Here is a 19,198-nt window from a genome sequence, read left to right as displayed (position 1 = left end):
CCAAAATTTTCCCTTGAACCATGTATAAGATTTTAATACGTCCATTATTTTTTTTATTAGACCCAGAAAGAGTGCATCATATTAGTTTTAAACTAATAAAGTTTTCCTCTAAAATTGGGATGTCTGGACTATTTAGGTCTCTTTTTGTAGTAAAAGATAAACGATTAGAGCGAGAAGTGTTTGGGTTAAAGTTTGATAACCCGGTTGGACTTGCAGCTGGTTTTGATAAGAATGCTGTTTTGTATAATGAGCTAGCAAACTTTGGTTTTGGGTTTGTAGAAATAGGAACATTAACACCAAAACCTCAAGATGGCAATCCTAAAAAAAGACTTTTTAGATTAAAGGCAGATAAGGCTATTATTAACCGTATGGGGTTTAATAATAATGGTGTTTTTGAAGCTGTAGAAAAATTAAAAAAGAAGCATAATGTACTTATTGGTGGTAATATTGGAAAGAACAAAGTAACGCCAAACGAAGATGCAATTAAAGATTATTTAGTTTGTTTTGATGCACTTTTTGATCATGTAGATTATTTTGTAGTAAATGTAAGCTCCCCTAACACCCCTGGTTTAAGAGAGTTGCAAGACAAAGAACCACTTACTGCGTTGTTAAAAGAGTTAAAAGTGCAGAACCAGAAGTATACAGTAAAAAGGGATGGTGTTAATAAGCCTATTCTTTTAAAAATTGCCCCAGACCTTACAGATGCACAGTTGTTAGATATTATAGATATTGTAGCAGAAACTAAAATTGATGGGATAATAGCGACCAATACTACTATAGAAAGAAAAAACTTAAAATCTAGCTTAGTAGAAACCGAAGAAAAAGGAGGTTTAAGCGGGAAACCTCTTAAAGATAGAAGTACAGAGGTAATTCGATTTTTATCCGAAAAGAGTAATAAAGCTTTTCCTATAATTGGTGTTGGTGGTATAAACTCTGAAGATGATGCAATAGAAAAGCTGGAAGCTGGAGCGGATTTAATTCAAATTTGGACAGGTTTTGTTTATGAAGGTCCAGCTTTAGTTAAGAAAATTAATAAGGCTATTTTAGAGAGAAATATCTAATATTCCAGTGTTTTTTACATAAAATCCCTCAGAGGTTTCATGTACAATAGTGTTTTCTCTTATATACTTAAAAAAGTATAAACTCTAATATATCAAAAATTGAATGTAGAAATTTTGTTTGCTTTTGTGGCAGCAACTTCTGTTTTGGCTATTTCTCCAGGGCCAGATAATATTTATGTCCTAATGCAGAGTGTTACAAATGGAAGAAAATACGGTATGGCTACAGTTATGGGGCTTATTTCTGGCTGTATAATACATACTACACTACTAGCTTTTGGAGTGTCCGCAATTATTAAAAATAACGAGATTATTTTTTTTATCATAAAACTATGTGGAGCTAGTTATTTAATCTATTTAGCATACAAGGTATATACTAGTAAAGATGCAATTAATTTGTCTGGAGAAGAGGTGGTAAAGAGGAGTACTTGGCAACTGTTTAAACAAGGCTTTATAATGAATGTGTTAAACCCTAAAGTCACCATTTTTTTTCTAGCTTTTTTTCCAGGATTCTTGTTTAGTAAAGAGCTAAATACTGTAGCTCAGTTCTATGTTCTAGGGTTATTGTTTATGTTTGTCTCTTTTATTATTTTTAGCATAATCGTAATTTTATCTAGTTATATTTCTGATTATTTCAGAAAAAATGAAAGAATAGGAGTTTTTTTTAAATGGTTGCAAATTATTGTGTTTGTAGCAATTGGAATATTTCTATTTTTTTCGGATAAATAACAGTAAATTTATAGTCCTTAAATGTAAGAATGTCTACATCTGTTAAAATTATAGAATGCCCTAGAGATGCTATGCAGGGTATTAAAACTTTTATCCCAACGGAAAAAAAAGTAAAATATATACAATCTTTATTGGGTTGTGGTTTTGATACGCTAGATTTTGGAAGCTTTGTATCTCCAAGAGCAATACCTCAAATGATTGATACTGCTGAGGTGTTAGCTAATTTAGATTTATCCAAAACAAAAAGTAAATTATTATCTATTGTAGCAAATGTTCGTGGAGCACAAGATGCATCTAAGCATAAAGAAATACAGTATTTAGGGTATCCTTTTTCAATTTCAGAGAATTTTCAAATGCGTAATACGCATAAAACAATTTCACAGTCTGTAGAAATACTGCAAGAAATATTAAATATAGCAGATGCTTCTAACAAAGAAGTAGTAACCTATATATCTATGGGTTTTGGAAACCCTTATGGTGATCCTTGGAATGTAGATATAGTAGGGGAATGGACAGAGAAGCTAGCTAAAATGGGAGTTAAAATCTTATCGCTTTCAGATACGGTAGGAACCTCTAATGCAGAAACCATAGATTATTTATTTTCTAATCTAATTCCTAAATATCCAAAAATAGAATTTGGTGCACATTTACATACAACTCCTACTAAATGGCATGAGAAAGTTAATGCAGCTTACAAAGCAGGTTGCCGTAGGTTTGATGGTGCAATACAAGGTTTTGGAGGTTGCCCAATGGCAAAAGATGAACTTACCGGGAATATGCCTACAGAAAAAGTACTTTCTTATTTTACTTCAGAGAAAGTTGACTCTAATGTAAATTGGATGGTTTTTGAAGCGGCTTATAATAAAGCTTCAGAACTTTTTTCAGTTTATCATTAGATTTATGGTATTGATAATTAAGTTGTTAATTCCTGTTTTTAAATTTAACACTAAGTTTATTTAGATTTATTACAAATAAAGTTTGCGTATTCCATTTTTGGGATTATTTTTGCATCTCAAATTGCAGTCTATTTATAACAAGTCTAAATAAATATTAATAATGAGAAAAATTTTAATTGCCCTTACAGCATTTACAAGTGTATGTTTCACATCTTGTAGTTCCGATGATAATGGAGATGACATGAAACAAATTGTAATTGATAACCCTGCTAGTTACTCTTTTGAGAGAGATGGGAGTTCTACAGTGAGTTATAGTGGACAGACAACAAGAATACTAATGGGGCAAGAATTTTTAGATGCTTTAAAGGAAACTTCTAATACAAAGGCAGATTTAGAAAGTATGTTTGCACATGTAGAAGGGGGGGCAGATTTTAGTGATGCAGATTTAAATACTTCTAGTAAAAGTATACGTAGTAAAACTGCTGCTTCCACAGATTTTTTCTCAGCAAATACTACTGATGCAAATGCTATTAAAGTAGATTTTGATGGTTGGATTGCTGCACAAGTAGAGGAGGTTTTTCCTAATTGGGATACAGATGCAACTGCTGGTGTAGCAGGAAAAATACAAGAAGCTGGTGGAGGTTCTACTAGATATGTAAATGGTAATGGTTTAGAATATAACCAGGCAATTAATAAGGCTTTAATAGGTGCTTTAATGGCGGATCAAGCTTTAAATAATTATTTGAGTCCTGCAGTTTTAGATGCTGGAGATAATATTACAAATAATGATGCTGATGTTGCAGATAAAGATGGTGTAACCTATACAACAATGGAACATAAGTGGGATGAAGCTTATGGCTATGTATATGGTTTAAATGTTGATGAAGCAAACCCGAACGACGATTTAGGAGCAGATAACTTTTTAAATAAATATATAGGAAGAGTTGAAGGAGATGCTGATTTTGCAGGTATTGCAGATGAAATTTTCCAGGCTTTTAAATTAGGAAGAGCAGCAATTGTAGCTAAAGATTACACGGTAAGAGATGAGCAAGCTCAAATAATCAGAGAAAAAATATCTGAAGTTATAGCAATAAGAGCAGTATATTATTTGCAACAGGCTAAAGCTAATTTAGGTGCAGATTATGCTTCTGCTTTTCATGATTTATCGGAAGGTTTTGGTTTTGTTTATAGTTTACAGTTTACAAGAAAACCTAATACAGAGGAGCCATATTTTACTAAATCACAAGTAGATTCTTTTATAGCAACTTTATTAGAAGGTAATGGATTTTGGGATATTACAGAAGATACTTTAGATACAATGTCTGATACTATTTCTGCAGCATATAATTTTACTACAGCTGAGGCAGCAAATTAATTGCCTTCTACTGTAAAACAGTATAGTGTTTAACTACTTGTTACTAGAATTTAAGTAACAAGTAGTTTTACTATTTTTGCAAATTATTATAATTAGTAAGTTTTTTTATTATGATTAAGAAGTTTTTTTTGATAGCAGTTGTTTTTTTAGTGTACACCTGTTCAAGTTCCTCCGATGATTCTCCTGAACAAGAGAAAAAGGATAGTTTTGATAGAGAAGCTGTTCTTGTAAATATAGCCGACAATATTATTATACCTTCATTGGAAGATTTATCACAAAAATTAGTTTCTTTAAAAGTAGATAAAGATGCCTTTGTTGCAACGCCAGATCAAACAAATTTAGATGCTCTAAGAAATTCTTGGTTAAGCGCATATAAGGTATGGCAATATGTAGAAATGTTTAATATAGGTAAAGCAGAAGAAATTTTGTATTCTTTTCAGATGAATATTTATCCTGTATCTGTGGATGATGTTGAGGCTAATATAGATTCTGGTTCTTATGATTTAACACATGTTAATAATAATGATGCCGTTGGTTTCCCAACAGTAGATTATTTATTATATGGTATTGCTGCAGATGATGCAGCTATTTTAGTTAAATACGAAGATGTTAAATATTTAAACTATTTATCAGACGTTATAAATCAAATGGATTCTTTGACGGATGAGGTCTTAAACGATTGGAATACTTCTTATAGAGCTACTTTTATCAGCAGTACTTCTAATACAGCATCTAGCGCTTATAATAAGTTGGTAAATGATTTTATATTCTATTACGAAAAAGGTTTAAGAGCAAATAAAATAGGTACGCCAGCAGGTAATTTTTCAGCAGATCCGCTACCAGACAGGGTAGAGGCATTTTATAATAATGAGGTTTCTAAAACTTTAACTTTAGAGGCACTAACTGCAGCAGAGGACTTCTTTAACGGAAAGGCTTATGCTAGTTCTTCTACAGGGGAAAGTTATGCAACACATTTAAAAAGTTTGGATAACTCTGCTTTACAAGCCCTAATAAATAATCAGTTTAGTGGTGCGCGTCAAAAAATAAATGAGTTAGAAAATAGTTTTTCCAATCAAATAAATACGGACAACACAAAAATGACGCAAGCGTATGACGCTTTGCAGTTAAATGTAGTTTCTTTAAAAGTAGATATGTTACAAGCATTTAATGTAAGTGTAGATTATGTTGATGCAGATGGCGACTAGTTAAAAAAATAGTTAAAAATTTAAGGTTGTCTGGTTCAGATAACCTTTTTTGTTTTTTCGCAGAAAATATGAAATCATATTACAGCAAATATTTAGAAAAAAAGGCATCTAGTGCCTCTTTAGCTGTTTTTCGTATTGGTTTTGGTGTAATGATGTTTATAAGTATTATTCGTTTTTGGAGTAAAGGATGGATAGATACACTTTATGTTGCACCTACATTTCATTTTAAATATTTTGGTTTTTCATGGGTTACAGCGCTCGGAGAGTATACTTATGTTTTATTTTTTATTTGTGGGGTTTCTGCATTTTTAGTAGCGTTAGGTTATAAATATAGGATAGCAATTATTGTTTTTTTTCTGAGTTTTACCTATATAGAGTTACTAGATAAAGCTACATATTTAAACCATTACTATTTTGTTAGTATCGCCAGTTTTTTATTAATCTTTTTGCCAGCAAATGCATATTTTTCTTTAGATGCTGTAAAAAGAAAAAGAGAATATTTGTTTGTTCCTAAATGGACAGTGGATGCTATAAAATTGTTGTTAGGTATTGTATATTTTTATGCAGGTTTGGCTAAAATTAATTCTGATTGGCTTTTTAAAGCAATGCCCTTAAAAATATGGTTACCTTCTAAGTATGATATACCAGTTTTAGGAACCACTTTAATGCAAGAAAATTGGTTCCATTATGCCATGAGTTGGTCTGGCATGTTGTATGATTTGTGTATACCATTTTTATTACTCTATAAAAAAACAAGGAACGTAGCTTTTGTATTGGTTGTAGTTTTTCATCTTTTCACAAGAATATTATTTCCTATAGGAATGTTCCCTTATATAATGATAATAGGGTCTATTATATTTTTTGATGCTTCTTCGCATCAAAAATTAATTGACTTTGTATCTAAAACTTTTAATCCTTTTAAAGGAAAATGGGACTTAGTTGCAAGCAAACAAACGAGAGTAAAACCTGTTAATAAATTAGCTCTTTATGTCGTAGTTTCATTTTTTGCCTTTCAACTTGTATTTCCTTGGCGTTATTTGGTATATCCAGGAGAGTTATTTTGGACAGAGGAAGGGTATCGGTTTTCTTGGAGAGTTATGCTGATGGAGAAAATGGGGGTAGCAAATTTTAAAATTGTAGATGCTAAAACAAAGAAGTTTTTTTATGTAGATAATTCTGATTTTTTAACACCCTTGCAAGAAAAACAAATGAGTTTTCAGCCAGATTTTATTTTAGAATACGCACATTTTTTAGGAAATCATTTTACAAAAAAAGGACACAAAAATGTACAAGTTTTTGTGGATAGTTATGTTGCATTAAACGGAAGACTAAGTCAGCCATTTATAGATAAAAGCGTAGATTTGTATCAAGAAAAAGAATCTTTCAAACATAAAAAGTGGATAGTGCCATTCAATGATGAAATTAAGGGATTGTAAAGTATTAATTATATTTTTTATGTTGAGTGCATCTTTAACTGCACAATATAAAATATCAGGTATTGTATCAAATTCAGATAATACATCTGCCATAAACGAGGTAGAAGTGTATGATAAAGCAATTGGTAAACTTACTACTACAGATGAAAAAGGTTATTTTGAATTTACAACAGAAAAAGAAAGCATTACACTTGTCTTTTTTTCATTCAATTTTAAAGTAAAAGAAGCAGCAGTTTCTGTTGTTAAAAATGTTGTATTAAATGTTTCTCTTAATCCATTAGGAGAACAATTGTCAGAAGTAGAAGTAACTGCAAGAAAGGCTCAAGTTTTTGAGTTAAAACGATTAAAAGATGTAGAGGAAACGTCTATTTACGCTGGAAAAAAAACAGAGGTTGTTTTGGTAGAACAATCTATGGCAAATTTAGCATCTAATAATGCGAGACAAATTTACAGTCAGGTTGCAGGTTTAAATATATATCAGAATGATGATGCAGGGTTGCAACTTAATATAGGGGGTAGAGGATTAGATCCTAATAGAACAGCAAACTTTAACACCAGGCAAAATGGGTACGATATTAGCGCAGACGTTTTAGGATACCCGGAAAGTTATTATACACCTGCGGCAGAGGCTTTGCAAGAAGTGCAAATAATTAGAGGAGCTGCTTCTTTACAATATGGGACGCAATTTGGAGGCTTGGTTAATTTTGTAATGAAAAAACCAAACCCAGTAAAACCTTTTGAATTGGTTACTAGAAATACCATTGGTAGTAATGGTTTGTATACTAACTTTACAAGTATAGGTGGTACTAAAAATAAATTTAGTTACTACACTTTTTTTAACTACAAAAAAGGCGATGGATTTAGGGAAAATTCAGAATTTGAATCTAAAAACGCCTATCTTCATTTAGGGTATGAATTTACAGAAAAAACAAAGTTAGAAGGCGAGGTAACGTACCTAAATTATTTAACGCAACAAGCAGGAGGATTAAATGACCAAATGTTTGCAGAGGATCCGTACCAGAGCAATAGAGCTCGTAATTGGTTTCAGATAGATTGGCTTTTGTATAACCTTAAATTATCACATCAATTTTCAGAAAAGACAAACTTTACTTTTAACTTATTTGGTTTAAATGCTTCTAGAGATGCTTTGGGCTTTAGAACAAATAGAGTGGATCAGCTAGACCCAGGTACGGAAAGAGATTTAATTAAAGGGGATTTTAATAATTTTGGTTTTGAAGCTCGTTTGTTAAATGAGTATTCTCTTTTTAATAAAAAGGCTACGTTTTTAATTGGAACTAAGTTTTATAAAGCAGATAATACAGCATTACAAGGTCCAGGTTCTAATAGTAGTGATGCTAATTTTGATATGCAATTAGAAGATTATCCTAATTACCCTAACCAATCGGAATACGCCTACCCAAATTTAAATATGGCTCTTTTTGGAGAAAATATTGTTTACTTAAATGATAAATTGTCTATAACGCCAGGTTTTAGATTAGAACATATAAAAACAGAAAGTGATGGTTTTTTTAAAAGAATTAATACAGATGCTGCTGGAAATGTAATTTTAAATGAAACCATAGAAGATGCCGAAGAAAGAAAACGTTCTTTTGTTCTTTTAGGTTTAGGGGTTGGTTATAAACCAAATAAGGTATCAGAAGTTTACGGTAATATTTCTCAAAACTATAGGTCGGTCACCTTCACAGATATTAGTATTGTAAACCCAGCTTTTGTAATAAGCCCAGATATATCAGACGAAAAAGGATTTACTGTTGATATTGGTATCCGAGGAAATTATAGAAACATAGTATCCTATGATGCTGGTTTTTTTAGTTTATTTTATAAAGACAGAATTGGGTTTGTGCAAAAAGCTTTTTCAGATGGCAGTGTAAAAAGTGAACGTAATAATGTAGGAGATGCAGTAATGTATGGTATAGAATCGTTAATCGATGTTAATATAAATAAACTATTTATTAAGAATACAAACTATAGTTTTAATTACTTTATAAATACTTCTTTAATAGATTCAGAATACACAAGGTCTGGCCAGAATGGTATTAAAGGGAATAAGGTAGAATTTATTCCTAATTTAAATTTAAAAACAGGAATTAGATTTGGTTATAAAAATTTACTTTCCAATATTCAGTATACTTACTTATCTTCCCAATTTACTGATGCATCTAATGCTGTGGAAGGTAATTTAAGCGGTGTTATTGGAGAAATACCAGCTTATAATGTGTTAGATGTCTCGCTATCCTATAGTTATAAAAATTTTAAATTAGAAGCAGGAATAAATAATATTTTAGACGAAGCATATTTTACTAGAAGGGCAACAGGATATCCTGGGCCAGGAATAATCCCATCTGCTCCAAGAAATTTTTATACAACTTTACAATATAAATTATAATCTTTAAAAAACGGAATCATGAAAAAAGTAGTCAAAATAATTTTAGTTTGTTTAGTGATAGTATTAATTATTTTACAATTTTTTAGTGTAGACCAGAACAATGCAGAAATTAGAGACGTTACTGATTTTGAGGCAGAAACAAAACCATCTAAAGAAGTGGCTGCGATATTGGAAAAGCAATGTTATGATTGCCACACGAATAAGACAGTATATCCTTGGTATGGAAAAATAGCTCCAGTTTCAATGTGGATGGCAGATCATATTGAGGAAGGAAATGAGCATTTTAACCTTACAGAATGGAACAAGTATAACGATAAGAAAAAAGATCATAAATTAGATGAGTTAATTGAAGAGGTTGAAGAAAATAAAATGCCTTTAAAGGAGTATACATGGACACATGGTAATATTACTGAGGAAGAAAAGGAATCTTTAATTAAATGGGCAAAAGAAGCTCGCGCTAAATACAAGGTGCATTAAGTTTAATAGTAGTACTAAGCTTGTTGCTATCCTCTAATAAAGTCTATTGGTAAATTAAGAATAGATAATAATAAAAACTGTATATTTGCCTGCAATTAAATCTATAATTGCTATGCAAGCACACCTCAATAAAATTGTTGGAGAAGGTCTTACTTATGATGACGTACTCTTAGTTCCTGCTTATTCTGAAGTTCTTCCAAGGGAAGTAAGCATTAAAACAAAACTTACAAGAAATATAACTATTAATGTTCCTATTATTTCTGCGGCTATGGATACGGTTACAGAATCTAGAATGGCAATAGCAATGGCTCAAGAAGGGGGTATAGGTGTTTTGCATAAAAACATGACAATAGAGCAGCAAGCCATGAAAGTACGTAAAGTTAAGCGTGCAGAAAGCGGAATGATTATAGATCCAGTAACGCTACCATTAAATTCTTTTGTGAGTGATGCAAAAGCAAATATGAAAGAACATAGTATTGGTGGTATTCCAATAGTGGATGATGAAGGAAAATTAATTGGGATAGTTACCAATAGAGACTTAAGATTCGAAAAAAATAATGACAGACCAATAGCAGAGGTAATGACATCTACTAATTTGGTTACTGTTGCAGAAGGTACTTCTTTAGAGCAAGCAGAAGGTATTTTACAAGAGAAAAAAATTGAAAAGTTACCTGTAGTAGATAAAAATAATAAACTGGTAGGTTTAATTACTTTTAGAGATATAACTAAGTTAACCCAGAAGCCAATTGCTAATAAAGATAAATTTGGTAGACTAAGAGTAGCAGCGGCTTTGGGAGTAACAGCAGATGCTGTAGATAGGGCCGAAGCTCTGGTAAATGCGGGGGTAGATGCAGTTGTAATAGATACTGCTCATGGCCATACAAAAGGAGTGGTAGCTGTTTTAAAAGAAGTTAAAAATAAGTTTCCAGAGTTAGAAGTTATTGTTGGTAATATTGCTACGGCAGAAGCGGCAAAGTATTTAGCAGAAGCTGGTGCAGATGCTGTTAAAGTTGGTATTGGCCCTGGTTCTATATGTACAACAAGAGTGGTTGCTGGTGTTGGTTTCCCTCAATTTTCAGCAGTATTAGAAGTTGCTGCAGCATTAAAAGGTTCTGGAGTTCCAGTAATTGCAGATGGTGGTATTCGGTATACAGGAGACATTCCAAAAGCAATTGCAGCAGGAGCAGATACCGTAATGTTAGGTTCTCTTTTGGCAGGTACAAAAGAATCTCCTGGAGAGACTATAATATATGAAGGGCGTAAGTTTAAGTCTTACCGAGGAATGGGTTCTGTAGAAGCTATGAAACAAGGTTCTAAAGACCGTTATTTCCAAGATGTGGAAGATGATATTAAAAAATTAGTTCCAGAAGGTATAGTTGGCCGTGTACCATATAAAGGAGAATTGTATGAAAGTATACACCAGTTTGTTGGAGGTTTAAAAGCTGGTATGGGATATTGTGGTGCAAAGGATATAGAAACTCTTAAAGAGACTGGAAGATTTGTGAAAATAACTGCTAGCGGTATTAATGAGAGTCACCCGCATGATGTGACAATAACAAAAGAGTCTCCTAATTATAGTAGGTAAAACTAATTATTGGTATAAAAAAAGAGCTGTAATTTAACAGCTCTTTTTTTATGAAACTAAATTTCGATTTTATTTTCCTTCTTCCTCGTAGGCTTTCCAGTCTTTCTCTTTATGCGTGTCCTCTCCAAAATATTTAGCAATCTTTAAAAATGGTTCTGGTTTTTGATATCCAGGAACAGGAGAAAGCATATTCATTTTTTCATCTAAGAATATGGTAGTAGGGTAACTCATTTTTCCTTGCATTAGAGCTGCAGCAAATTCATGATAACCATTTCTTCCACTTGGAACAAATTTAAAAGTTTTCCCTTTAAACTCTATTGGTTCTTTACCTTCGCCATCTAATTTTACCATATAATAATTTTCGGTCATGTATGCAGCAACCTCGGCATTTTGGAAAGTATCTTTATCCATTTTTTTGCACCAGCCGCACCAATCTGTATAAATGTCAACAAATATTTTTTTAGGTTCTTTTTCTGTTTTAGCTAATTTAGCAGCCTCATTCCAAGTTAGCCATGTAACTTCTTGTGCAGAAAGTGTTGCGCTAAAAAGGGTGATAAAGGCAATAAGTATATACTTTAAGGGACTTTTTGTATTCATAATAGTTTTTATCTATTTGTCTTAATAATTGTGTAAAACTAACGAAATTCTATGTTTAATATTTTATTTTTCGTTTTTATGCCCCTATATATAACAGTTTTTAACATTTTAAGGATGTGTTAAAATAAAAAGGAGAGCAAATGGCTCTCCTTCTTAACTTTGGTTATGGTTGGGTGGTTAATTTCTTATCTTCTTTAGCGCTTGGAAATAAATCTGATGCGTCTACTTGGTTGCGTATTAAATCATCAAAAGTTTCTCTTTCTCTAATTAATATGGCTTTTCCTTTGTGCCATAATACTTCTGGTGGTCTAAATCTAGAATTATAATTACTCGCCATTGTAAAACAATAAGCGCCAGCATTCTTAAATTGCAAAATATCGCCTTCAGCAATTTCATTTATCCTTCTATTGCTAGCAAAAGTATCTGTTTCGCAAATGTACCCTACAACAGAATAGTAGCGTTCTCTTCCTTCTGGATTAGAAATGTTCTGTATTTTATGGTAAGAGCCATAAAGCATAGGGCGTATTAAATGGTTAAAACCAGAATCTATACTAGCAAAAACAGTAGAAGTTGTTTGTTTAACAACATTTACTTTAGCTAAAAAGGAACCTGCCTCACTCACTAAAAATTTACCAGGTTCAAAAGCAAGAGTTAATTCTTTGCCATATTCTTTACAAAACTCATTAAAGCGTGTGCTTAATTTTTTACCAAGCTCTTCAATATTAGTTTCAATATCTGCTTCTTTATAAGGCACTTTAAAACCACTACCAAAATCTATAAAGTCTAAATTCTTAAAGTTTTTAGCAGTTTCAAAAAGTATTTCAGAAGCGTAAAGAAAAACATCAATATCTAGAATATCACTTCCAGTGTGCATGTGTATACCATTAATATTCATTTTGGTAAGTTCTACAATACGCAATAAATGAGGTATTTGGTGAATGCTTATTCCAAATTTAGAATCTATATGGCCTACAGAGATATTAGAATTTCCGCCAGCCATAACATGTGGGTTTATACGAATACAAACGGGAATACTGGGGTGTTTACTTCCAAACTGTTCTAATATAGATAGATTGTCTATATTAATACGTACTCCTAGTTTTGCAGCCTCTTCAATCTCTTCTAAAGAAACGCCGTTAGGGGTAAATATAATAGACTCTGGTTTAAAACCAGCTAATAAACCTAATTGTACTTCTTGGATAGAAACCGTATCTAAACCACTACCTAAACTATTCATAAGTCTTAGGATTGTAATATTAGAAAGCGCCTTGGCAGCGTAGTTTAATTTTAGTTTCTTTACACTTTTAAAAGCGTTTGTTAATCTCTGAAATTGAGAAATTATCTTTTCAGAATCATAAACATATACAGGGTCGCCAAATTTTTCAGCGATTTTAAGCAAATCAGAATGCTTCATAATTAGTCATAATTTTAAACAAATTTAGAACACTAATTCTGCACTCACAAAAAAAGTAGTGTCTAATTTTAGAAATGCAACAATTTGTGATATTTGTAACATGATTTACATCTGTTAAATTTGTAAACAGCTTATTTTGGTCTTATCTTTAATTAAAAATGCACTATGATTTTACCTATGTTTCCTTTACAATCCATCTTTTTTCCTGGAGAAACCGTTCCTCTTCATGTGTTTGAGGATCGTTACAAAGAGCTAATACATGATTGTAGGAATGAAGCAATAACATTTGGTATTCCTGTTTTTTTTGATGGTCAAATTAATTATGGTATAGAAGCGCAATTGGTAGAGGTTGTTACTAGTTATGAGGGAGGTGAAATGGATGTTGCTTGTATTGCTAGGCAAGTTTTTGTAATAAAAGAATTTAATAGACAAACAAAAGGAAAGCTGTATCCTAGTGGTAAAGTTACTTTTTTAGAGATAGATTATGTTGCAGAGGAGAAGCTAAAAAAAGAAGTTTTGGAGGGAATAGAGGAGTTGTATTCTTTAATGGGGGCGGTATTTACGCCAATAGCAGTATCTAAGTTTAATAGTTATATGTTAGCGCATAAAATTGGTTTGTCATTTAAGCAGGAATATACCCTTTTGCAAATAATAAAAGAACAGGATAGATTACTCTTTCTTAAAAAGCATTTGTTGCAAACAATAACAGTTTTAGAAGAGGTGAATAGGACTAAGAAAACAATTGAATTAAATGGTCATTTTAGAAATTTTGATCCATTAGATTTTGATGGTTTTGAGGATTAATGGTTTAGTATGCTTTTTTCATTAGGGTAAATGCGTTTGGTTTATTATTTTTGCTTAGAAACATTAAGAAACTAGATACATGAATCTTCACGAATATCAAGGAAAAGAAATATTAGCAAGTTTTGGCGTACGCATACAAAGAGGTGTTGTTGCGCATAATGCAAAAGAAGCTGTAGATGCTGCCAAGCAGTTAACTGCGGAGACAGGTACTGGATGGCATGTTATTAAAGCTCAGGTCCATGCTGGTGGTCGTGGAAAAGGTGGCGGTGTTAAACTTGCTAAAAATTTAAAAGAAGTAGAAGAAATTGCAGGGAATATAATAGGAATGAACCTTATTACTCCACAAACCTCTGCAGAAGGAAAAAAAGTGCATCAGGTTTTAGTTGCCGAAGATGTGTATTATCCTGGAGATAGTGAAACAAGTGAATTTTATATGTCTGTTCTTTTAAATAGAGGAACAGGTAGAAACATGATTATGTATTCTACAGAAGGAGGAATGGATATTGAAGAGGTTGCAGAAAGTACGCCTCATTTAATATTTACAGAAGAAATTGACCCAGCAGCGGGATTGTTGCCATTCCAAGCAAGAAAAATAGCTTTTAATTTAGGGTTATCTGGTACGGCATTTAAAGAAATGACAAAGTTTGTAGCCTCTTTATATAAAGCGTATGTAGAGAGTGATTCTAGTATGTTTGAGATTAACCCAGTGTTAAAAACATCGGATGATAAAATTATGGCTGTAGATGCTAAAGTATCTATAGATGATAATGCTTTATATAGAAGAAAGCAATATGCAGAAATGCGTGATTTACGTGAAGAAAATGCTATTGAGGTAGAGGCAGGTGCTTTAGGACTTAACTATGTAGATTTAGATGGTAATGTTGGCTGTATGGTTAATGGTGCTGGTTTAGCAATGGCTACAATGGATTTAATTAAAATGGCAGGTGGGGAGCCAGCTAACTTCTTAGATGTTGGTGGTACTGCAGATGCAAAAAGAGTAGAGGAGGCTTTTAGAATTATTTTAAAAGACCCTGAAGTTAAAGCTATTTTAATTAATATTTTTGGCGGTATTGTGCGTTGTGATAGAGTAGCGCAAGGTATTGTTGATGCGTATACGAATATGGGAAATATTAAAGTTCCAATTATTGTTCGTTTACAAGGAACTAATGCAGAATTAGCTAAAGAAATTATTGATAATTCTGGTTTGGATGTGCAATCTGCGGTTCAATTTCAAGAGGCAGCAGATAAAGTAAAAGCGGTATTAAGCTAAAAACGTATATTTTTTATAGTAAAGGGGCAATGTTTTTAAACGTTGCCCCTTTTTTTGATTCATAAAATGAAAATATAGGTTATCTGGTTATTGGGTCAATTAATTTTCTGTTAATCATAGTGATTATAGAGGCTTAGCTCATATTTAAGTTTTCTTTTTAATGTGGTAAAACGTTTAAAAAGAATTAAAAAAATGTTAAAAATTAATTCTAGTGTAACATTTTGTAATCATTCGTCGTCTTTTAAGCATATCATCAATCATCAATCATTTAATAAAAACAAAAAGTCATGAGAAAAATTAGTTTAGTAGTAGTAGCTGCAATGTTACTTTCAGCGGGCAATCTTTTAGCAAACAACACTAATGATGAAGACAAGCCAAGTAAAACTTTGATAACGCAAATTTCAAAACTTTTATCCAAGAATACATTAACAGAGAGTGAAGTAGATGCTAAGGCTTATGTACGCTTTACTGTAAATGCAGAGAATGAAATTGTAGTATTATCTGTAAAAACTGAAAATGCTGTTGTAGAGAGCTTTGTAAAAGCTGGTTTAAATTATCAAAAAGTAGATGTAACTAAAATGATAGCGGGTAAAGTATATGTAATGCCTGTTAGGATTAAAGGTTAGGCTCTATTAAGAACAAAAAAATCCTGATATAATCAGGATTTTTTTTTGTTCTTATATTTAACTGGACTTAAATCATTATTCATTTTTTTTCGTTGTTGTGTCTTAAAGTCGGGTCTTTTGCTTTTTGGTGCGGGAGTTGTAGGTTTTGGTTTAAAGTTGCTAGCAAGGGCTTCTGCAGGAGTTGTTGGGTTTTCTTTAGTTCCTCTTAAATGTATTACTAATCCGTTTAAGAAGTTTCGTAATACTTGATCTCCGCATTCCATATATTTAGGATGGTCTTCATTTCTAAAAAAGGCGCCTAGCTCGCTCTTAGAGATATTAAAATCTACTAATTGTAGTATTTCCACAATATTATCATCACGTAGCATTAGGGCAACTCTAAGCTTTTTAAAAATATCATTATTTGTCATTTGCGTAGTCTTATTTTTTTTGCAAGGTATTATAAAATGTTTAATAACTACTTTTTGCTGTTTTTAATTTTTTGATGTTTTTGTCTAACTATGTAAAATTATTACTCAGACAAAATGTCATTAATTAAAATCAAACATAAGACAAAATGTCATCATTATTTAATTGGTATATATTTTGACTATTTAGAAAGTATAAATAAAAATTAATATTAAAAGATAATAGTTATGAGTATAGCAAGAAAAAACGAAGTGTTTTTACCTTCTTTATTAGATGAAATTTTTAAGCCAGATTGGTTTGGTGGAATTGAAAATCATGGAGCAAAAATACCTCCTGTTAATATCTTGGAAAGTGATGAATTTTTTGAAATAGAGTTGCTGATTCCGGGTAGAAAAAAAGAAGAATTTGTAATAGATATTGATAAGAATATTTTGTCCGTTTCTGTTTCTAATGAAGAAAAAAAGGAAGTGGAAAAAGAACAATCTAATCGTAAATATACTAAAAGAGAATTTAGAAAATTAGCTTTTAAAAGGGCTTTTAATTTACCAGATAGTATAGCAGAGGAGAAGGTAAGTGCTGCTTATGAAGATGGAATTTTAAAGTTTGTTTTACCTAAAAAAGAAGAAGCTTTGCCAAAAGAAAAAAGGCAGATAAGCTTGTAATAATTTTTCATTTATTTTTTTGAATTGTTTTTTAATTCAAATATTTAAATGATTTTTTTGGTTGGTTGATTTGTGAGCGTTTCAAGAAATTGAAACGCTCTTTTTTTATCTGAAATTGTTTTTTGTACGAATTTAGTCTTGTCTAAAAATAGTAATTAATGTATTTTAAACCAGAGCTTTATGTTTGTTTATGTGAAGTTTTTGTTTTCTTTTTTGTATTTTTCGAAGAATACCACCTTTTGGAGTTGAAATATACACTTATTTTTGTTCTTGGAGTACTTTTATTTCATCTCTTAGTTTTGCGGCTTGCATAAAATCTAATTCTTTTGCGGCAGTTTCCATTTGCTTTCTTTTGTTTTTTATAAGCTTTTCAATTTGCTCTTTTGTTAGATAGTCCATGTCTGGTTCCGCTGCTCTTAATTCTTCTTTTTGGAAGTGATATGTAGATACCGAATTTTTTGCAAGAGCACTATCTAAACTTTTATTTAATGCTTTTGGAGTCACATTGTTTTTTACATTATATGCAATTTGTTTTTCTCTTCGGTAAGTAGTTTCATCCATAGTTTTTTGCATGCTCTTTGTTATTTTATCTGCATACATAATTGCAAGTCCATTTAGATTTCTTGCGGCTCTTCCAATGGTCTGCGTAAGGGATCTGTGACTGCGTAAAAAACCCTCTTTATCTGCATCTAAAATTGCAACTAAAGATACCTCTGGAAGATCTAAACCTTCACGCAAAAGATTCACACCAATTAACACATCAAAAATACCTTTTCTAAGGTCTTGCATAATTTCAACTCTTTCCAATGTATCTACATCACTATGTATGTATCTACACCTAACATTTATCCGTGTAAGGTATTTTGCTAACTCTTCAGCCATTCTTTTGGTTAGAGTAGTAACTAATGTACGTTCATCTTTTTCTACTCTTTGTTGTATTTCTTCAATTAAATCATCTATTTGATTTTCACTTGGGCGTACTTCAATAATAGGGTCTAATAAACCTGTAGGTCTAATTACTTGTTCCACAACCACTCCTTGACTTAGTTCTAGTTCATAATCTGCAGGAGTAGCGCTTACATATAATACTTGTTTTTGGAGTATTTCAAATTCTTCAAACTTTAAGGGTCTATTATCCATGGCTGCGGGTAATCTAAAACCGTACTCTACTAAATTCTCTTTTCTAGAACGGTCTCCTCCGTACATAGCATGTACTTGAGGAATAGTAACGTGACTTTCATCTACCACCATTAAAAAATCATCTGGAAAATAGTCTAATAAACAGAAAGGGCGTGTTCCCGGGTTTCTTCCATCTAAATATCTAGAATAGTTTTCTATTCCTGAGCAATACCCAAGTTCACGTATCATTTCTAAATCAAACGTTGTACGTTCTTCTAAGCGTTTTGCTTCTAAGTGTTTTCCTATTTCTTTAAAGTAGACCACTTGCTTCACCATATCCTCTTGAATTTGATGAATAGCATTCTGCAACACATCTTGTGAGGTTACAAACATGTTAGCAGGGTAAATATTAAGATTTTCGTATAACTCTATTACATTGTTATTAAAAGGGTCAAATGCCTCTATTTCTTCAATCTCATCCCCAAAAAAATGAATTCTAAAGGCATGATCAGCATAGCTAGGAAAAACGTCTATAACATCTCCTTTTACCCTAAAATTACCATTTTTAAAATCTGTAGTAGTACGAGAATATAGACTTTGTACTAGTTGGTGCATGAACTTTGTTCTGGCAATAACTTGGTCTTTTTTTATAGAAATGACGTTTTTCTGAAACTCAATAGGGTTTCCAATACCATAAAGACAGGATACAGATGCAATTACGATAACATCTCTACGGCCAGATAATAAGGATGATGTGGTGCTTAGTCTTAATTTTTCAATGTCTTCATTAATAGAAAGGTCTTTTTCTATATAGGTTCCGCTTGTGGGAATATATGCTTCAGGTTGGTAATAATCATAATAAGATACAAAATATTCTACGGCATTTTCTGGGAAAAACTGCTTAAATTCCGAGTATAGTTGTGCTGCTAGGGTTTTATTGTGAGCAAGAATTAAGGTAGGTTTTTGAACTGTTTCTATAACATTTGCAACGGTAAATGTTTTTCCAGACCCTGTTACTCCTAAAAGGGTTTGGTATTGCTCTTTCTCATTAATACCATTTACTAGCTGTTTAATTGCTTGCGGTTGATCCCCTGTTGGTTTAAACTCTGATACTACCTTAAATTTCATGG

Annotated in this window: 17 protein-coding genes; 13 read left to right on the top strand and 4 right to left on the bottom strand. The window is 31.9% G+C overall.

Going from position 1 to position 19,198, the window contains the following annotated elements:
- The first annotated feature begins 20 nt into the window (after positions 1–20).
- The 9 genes from CLV91_RS11955 to guaB all read left to right on the top strand — a co-directional run bounded on the left by CLV91_RS11955 (position 21) and on the right by guaB (position 11,168).
- Positions 21–1,061, top strand: a complete 1,041-nt coding sequence (locus CLV91_RS11955) for a quinone-dependent dihydroorotate dehydrogenase (protein WP_121068260.1) — start codon at positions 21–23, stop codon at positions 1,059–1,061.
- Between the two features lie 99 nt (positions 1,062–1,160).
- Entirely contained in the window at positions 1,161–1,787 is a 627-nt protein-coding gene (locus CLV91_RS11950; RefSeq protein WP_121068259.1) for a LysE family translocator, read from the top strand.
- 29 nt (positions 1,788–1,816) lie between these two features.
- A complete protein-coding gene (locus tag CLV91_RS11945) occupies positions 1,817–2,683 on the top strand; it encodes a hydroxymethylglutaryl-CoA lyase (protein WP_121068257.1) in 867 nt (288 codons plus the stop codon).
- Between the two features lie 160 nt (positions 2,684–2,843).
- Positions 2,844–4,058 carry a DUF4856 domain-containing protein gene (locus tag CLV91_RS11940; protein ID WP_121068255.1) on the top strand — a complete coding sequence of 405 codons (1,215 nt, stop codon included), beginning with the start codon at positions 2,844–2,846 and terminating at the stop codon, positions 4,056–4,058.
- A gap of 110 nt (positions 4,059–4,168) precedes the next feature.
- Positions 4,169–5,263 carry an imelysin family protein gene (locus tag CLV91_RS11935; RefSeq protein WP_121068253.1) on the top strand — a complete coding sequence of 365 codons (1,095 nt, stop codon included), beginning with the start codon at positions 4,169–4,171 and terminating at the stop codon, positions 5,261–5,263.
- 68 nt (positions 5,264–5,331) lie between these two features.
- Positions 5,332–6,699, top strand: coding sequence for an HTTM domain-containing protein (locus CLV91_RS11930; RefSeq protein ID WP_121068251.1), 1,368 nt, complete (start codon positions 5,332–5,334; stop codon positions 6,697–6,699).
- A 19-nt stretch (positions 6,700–6,718) separates the two neighbouring features.
- A complete protein-coding gene (locus tag CLV91_RS11925) occupies positions 6,719–9,106 on the top strand; it encodes a TonB-dependent receptor domain-containing protein (RefSeq protein ID WP_394340493.1) in 2,388 nt (795 codons plus the stop codon).
- A gap of 18 nt (positions 9,107–9,124) precedes the next feature.
- A complete protein-coding gene (locus CLV91_RS11920; protein ID WP_121068247.1) occupies positions 9,125–9,583 on the top strand; it encodes a heme-binding domain-containing protein in 459 nt (152 codons plus the stop codon).
- 112 nt (positions 9,584–9,695) lie between these two features.
- Complete coding sequence (guaB, locus tag CLV91_RS11915; RefSeq protein ID WP_121068245.1) at positions 9,696–11,168, top strand: IMP dehydrogenase; 1,473 nt, start codon at positions 9,696–9,698, stop codon at positions 11,166–11,168.
- A gap of 69 nt (positions 11,169–11,237) precedes the next feature.
- On the opposite strand, the gene CLV91_RS11910 is transcribed toward guaB, so the two are convergent.
- Positions 11,238–11,765, bottom strand: a complete 528-nt coding sequence (locus tag CLV91_RS11910; RefSeq protein ID WP_121068243.1) for a thioredoxin family protein — start codon at positions 11,763–11,765, stop codon at positions 11,238–11,240.
- A 163-nt stretch (positions 11,766–11,928) separates the two neighbouring features.
- Entirely contained in the window at positions 11,929–13,179 is a 1,251-nt protein-coding gene (lysA, locus tag CLV91_RS11905) for a diaminopimelate decarboxylase (protein ID WP_121068241.1), read from the bottom strand.
- Between the two features lie 165 nt (positions 13,180–13,344).
- On the opposite strand from lysA, the gene CLV91_RS11900 reads away from it, so the two are divergent.
- The 3 genes from CLV91_RS11900 (at position 13,345) to CLV91_RS11890 (ending at position 15,879) form a co-directional block, all read left to right on the top strand.
- Complete coding sequence (locus tag CLV91_RS11900; protein ID WP_121068239.1) at positions 13,345–13,983, top strand: LON peptidase substrate-binding domain-containing protein; 639 nt, start codon at positions 13,345–13,347, stop codon at positions 13,981–13,983.
- Between the two features lie 79 nt (positions 13,984–14,062).
- A complete protein-coding gene (gene sucC / locus CLV91_RS11895; RefSeq protein WP_121068237.1) occupies positions 14,063–15,253 on the top strand; it encodes an ADP-forming succinate--CoA ligase subunit beta in 1,191 nt (396 codons plus the stop codon).
- Between the two features lie 287 nt (positions 15,254–15,540).
- The gene (locus CLV91_RS11890; RefSeq protein ID WP_121068235.1) at positions 15,541–15,879 is read left to right on the top strand and encodes a hypothetical protein; all 339 of its coding nucleotides are present in this window, start codon (positions 15,541–15,543) and stop codon (positions 15,877–15,879) included.
- A 32-nt stretch (positions 15,880–15,911) separates the two neighbouring features.
- Here the strand turns inward: CLV91_RS11890 and CLV91_RS11885 are convergent, their stop codons facing one another.
- Positions 15,912–16,289, bottom strand: a complete 378-nt coding sequence (locus tag CLV91_RS11885) for a DUF1456 family protein (RefSeq protein WP_121068233.1) — start codon at positions 16,287–16,289, stop codon at positions 15,912–15,914.
- Between the two features lie 225 nt (positions 16,290–16,514).
- On the opposite strand from CLV91_RS11885, the gene CLV91_RS11880 reads away from it, so the two are divergent.
- Complete coding sequence (locus tag CLV91_RS11880; protein WP_121068231.1) at positions 16,515–16,949, top strand: Hsp20/alpha crystallin family protein; 435 nt, start codon at positions 16,515–16,517, stop codon at positions 16,947–16,949.
- Positions 16,950–17,207: 258 nt separating this feature from the next.
- Here CLV91_RS11880 and uvrB read toward each other — a convergent pair whose 3' ends face one another.
- Positions 17,208–19,196, bottom strand: a complete 1,989-nt coding sequence (gene uvrB / locus CLV91_RS11875) for an excinuclease ABC subunit UvrB (RefSeq protein ID WP_121068229.1) — start codon at positions 19,194–19,196, stop codon at positions 17,208–17,210.
- Positions 19,197–19,198: the final 2 nt, after the last annotated feature.

This window comes from Maribacter vaceletii, from assembly GCF_003634105.1.
Taxonomy (GTDB): domain Bacteria; phylum Bacteroidota; class Bacteroidia; order Flavobacteriales; family Flavobacteriaceae; genus Maribacter_B; species Maribacter_B vaceletii.
This window is presented reverse-complemented; position numbering and strand designations above follow the sequence as displayed.

Excerpts from the sequence above, each read along its gene's own strand:
- CLV91_RS11955 (WP_121068260.1), top strand. The coding sequence starts at position 21 with ATGTATAAGATTTTAATACGTCCATTATTTTTTTTATTAGACCCAGAA.
- CLV91_RS11945 (WP_121068257.1), top strand. The coding sequence starts at position 1,817 with ATGTCTACATCTGTTAAAATTATAGAATGCCCTAGAGATGCTATGCAG.
- CLV91_RS11940 (WP_121068255.1), top strand. The coding sequence starts at position 2,844 with ATGAGAAAAATTTTAATTGCCCTTACAGCATTTACAAGTGTATGTTTC.
- CLV91_RS11935 (WP_121068253.1), top strand. The coding sequence starts at position 4,169 with ATGATTAAGAAGTTTTTTTTGATAGCAGTTGTTTTTTTAGTGTACACC.
- CLV91_RS11930 (WP_121068251.1), top strand. The coding sequence starts at position 5,332 with ATGAAATCATATTACAGCAAATATTTAGAAAAAAAGGCATCTAGTGCC.
- CLV91_RS11925 (WP_394340493.1), top strand. The coding sequence starts at position 6,719 with ATGTTGAGTGCATCTTTAACTGCACAATATAAAATATCAGGTATTGTA.
- CLV91_RS11920 (WP_121068247.1), top strand. The coding sequence starts at position 9,125 with ATGAAAAAAGTAGTCAAAATAATTTTAGTTTGTTTAGTGATAGTATTA.
- guaB (WP_121068245.1), top strand. The coding sequence starts at position 9,696 with ATGCAAGCACACCTCAATAAAATTGTTGGAGAAGGTCTTACTTATGAT.
- CLV91_RS11910 (WP_121068243.1), bottom strand. The coding sequence starts at position 11,765 with ATGAATACAAAAAGTCCCTTAAAGTATATACTTATTGCCTTTATCACC.
- lysA (WP_121068241.1), bottom strand. The coding sequence starts at position 13,179 with ATGAAGCATTCTGATTTGCTTAAAATCGCTGAAAAATTTGGCGACCCT.
- CLV91_RS11900 (WP_121068239.1), top strand. The coding sequence starts at position 13,345 with ATGATTTTACCTATGTTTCCTTTACAATCCATCTTTTTTCCTGGAGAA.
- sucC (WP_121068237.1), top strand. The coding sequence starts at position 14,063 with ATGAATCTTCACGAATATCAAGGAAAAGAAATATTAGCAAGTTTTGGC.
- CLV91_RS11890 (WP_121068235.1), top strand. The coding sequence starts at position 15,541 with ATGAGAAAAATTAGTTTAGTAGTAGTAGCTGCAATGTTACTTTCAGCG.
- CLV91_RS11885 (WP_121068233.1), bottom strand. The coding sequence starts at position 16,289 with ATGACAAATAATGATATTTTTAAAAAGCTTAGAGTTGCCCTAATGCTA.
- CLV91_RS11880 (WP_121068231.1), top strand. The coding sequence starts at position 16,515 with ATGAGTATAGCAAGAAAAAACGAAGTGTTTTTACCTTCTTTATTAGAT.
- uvrB (WP_121068229.1), bottom strand. The coding sequence starts at position 19,196 with ATGAAATTTAAGGTAGTATCAGAGTTTAAACCAACAGGGGATCAACCG.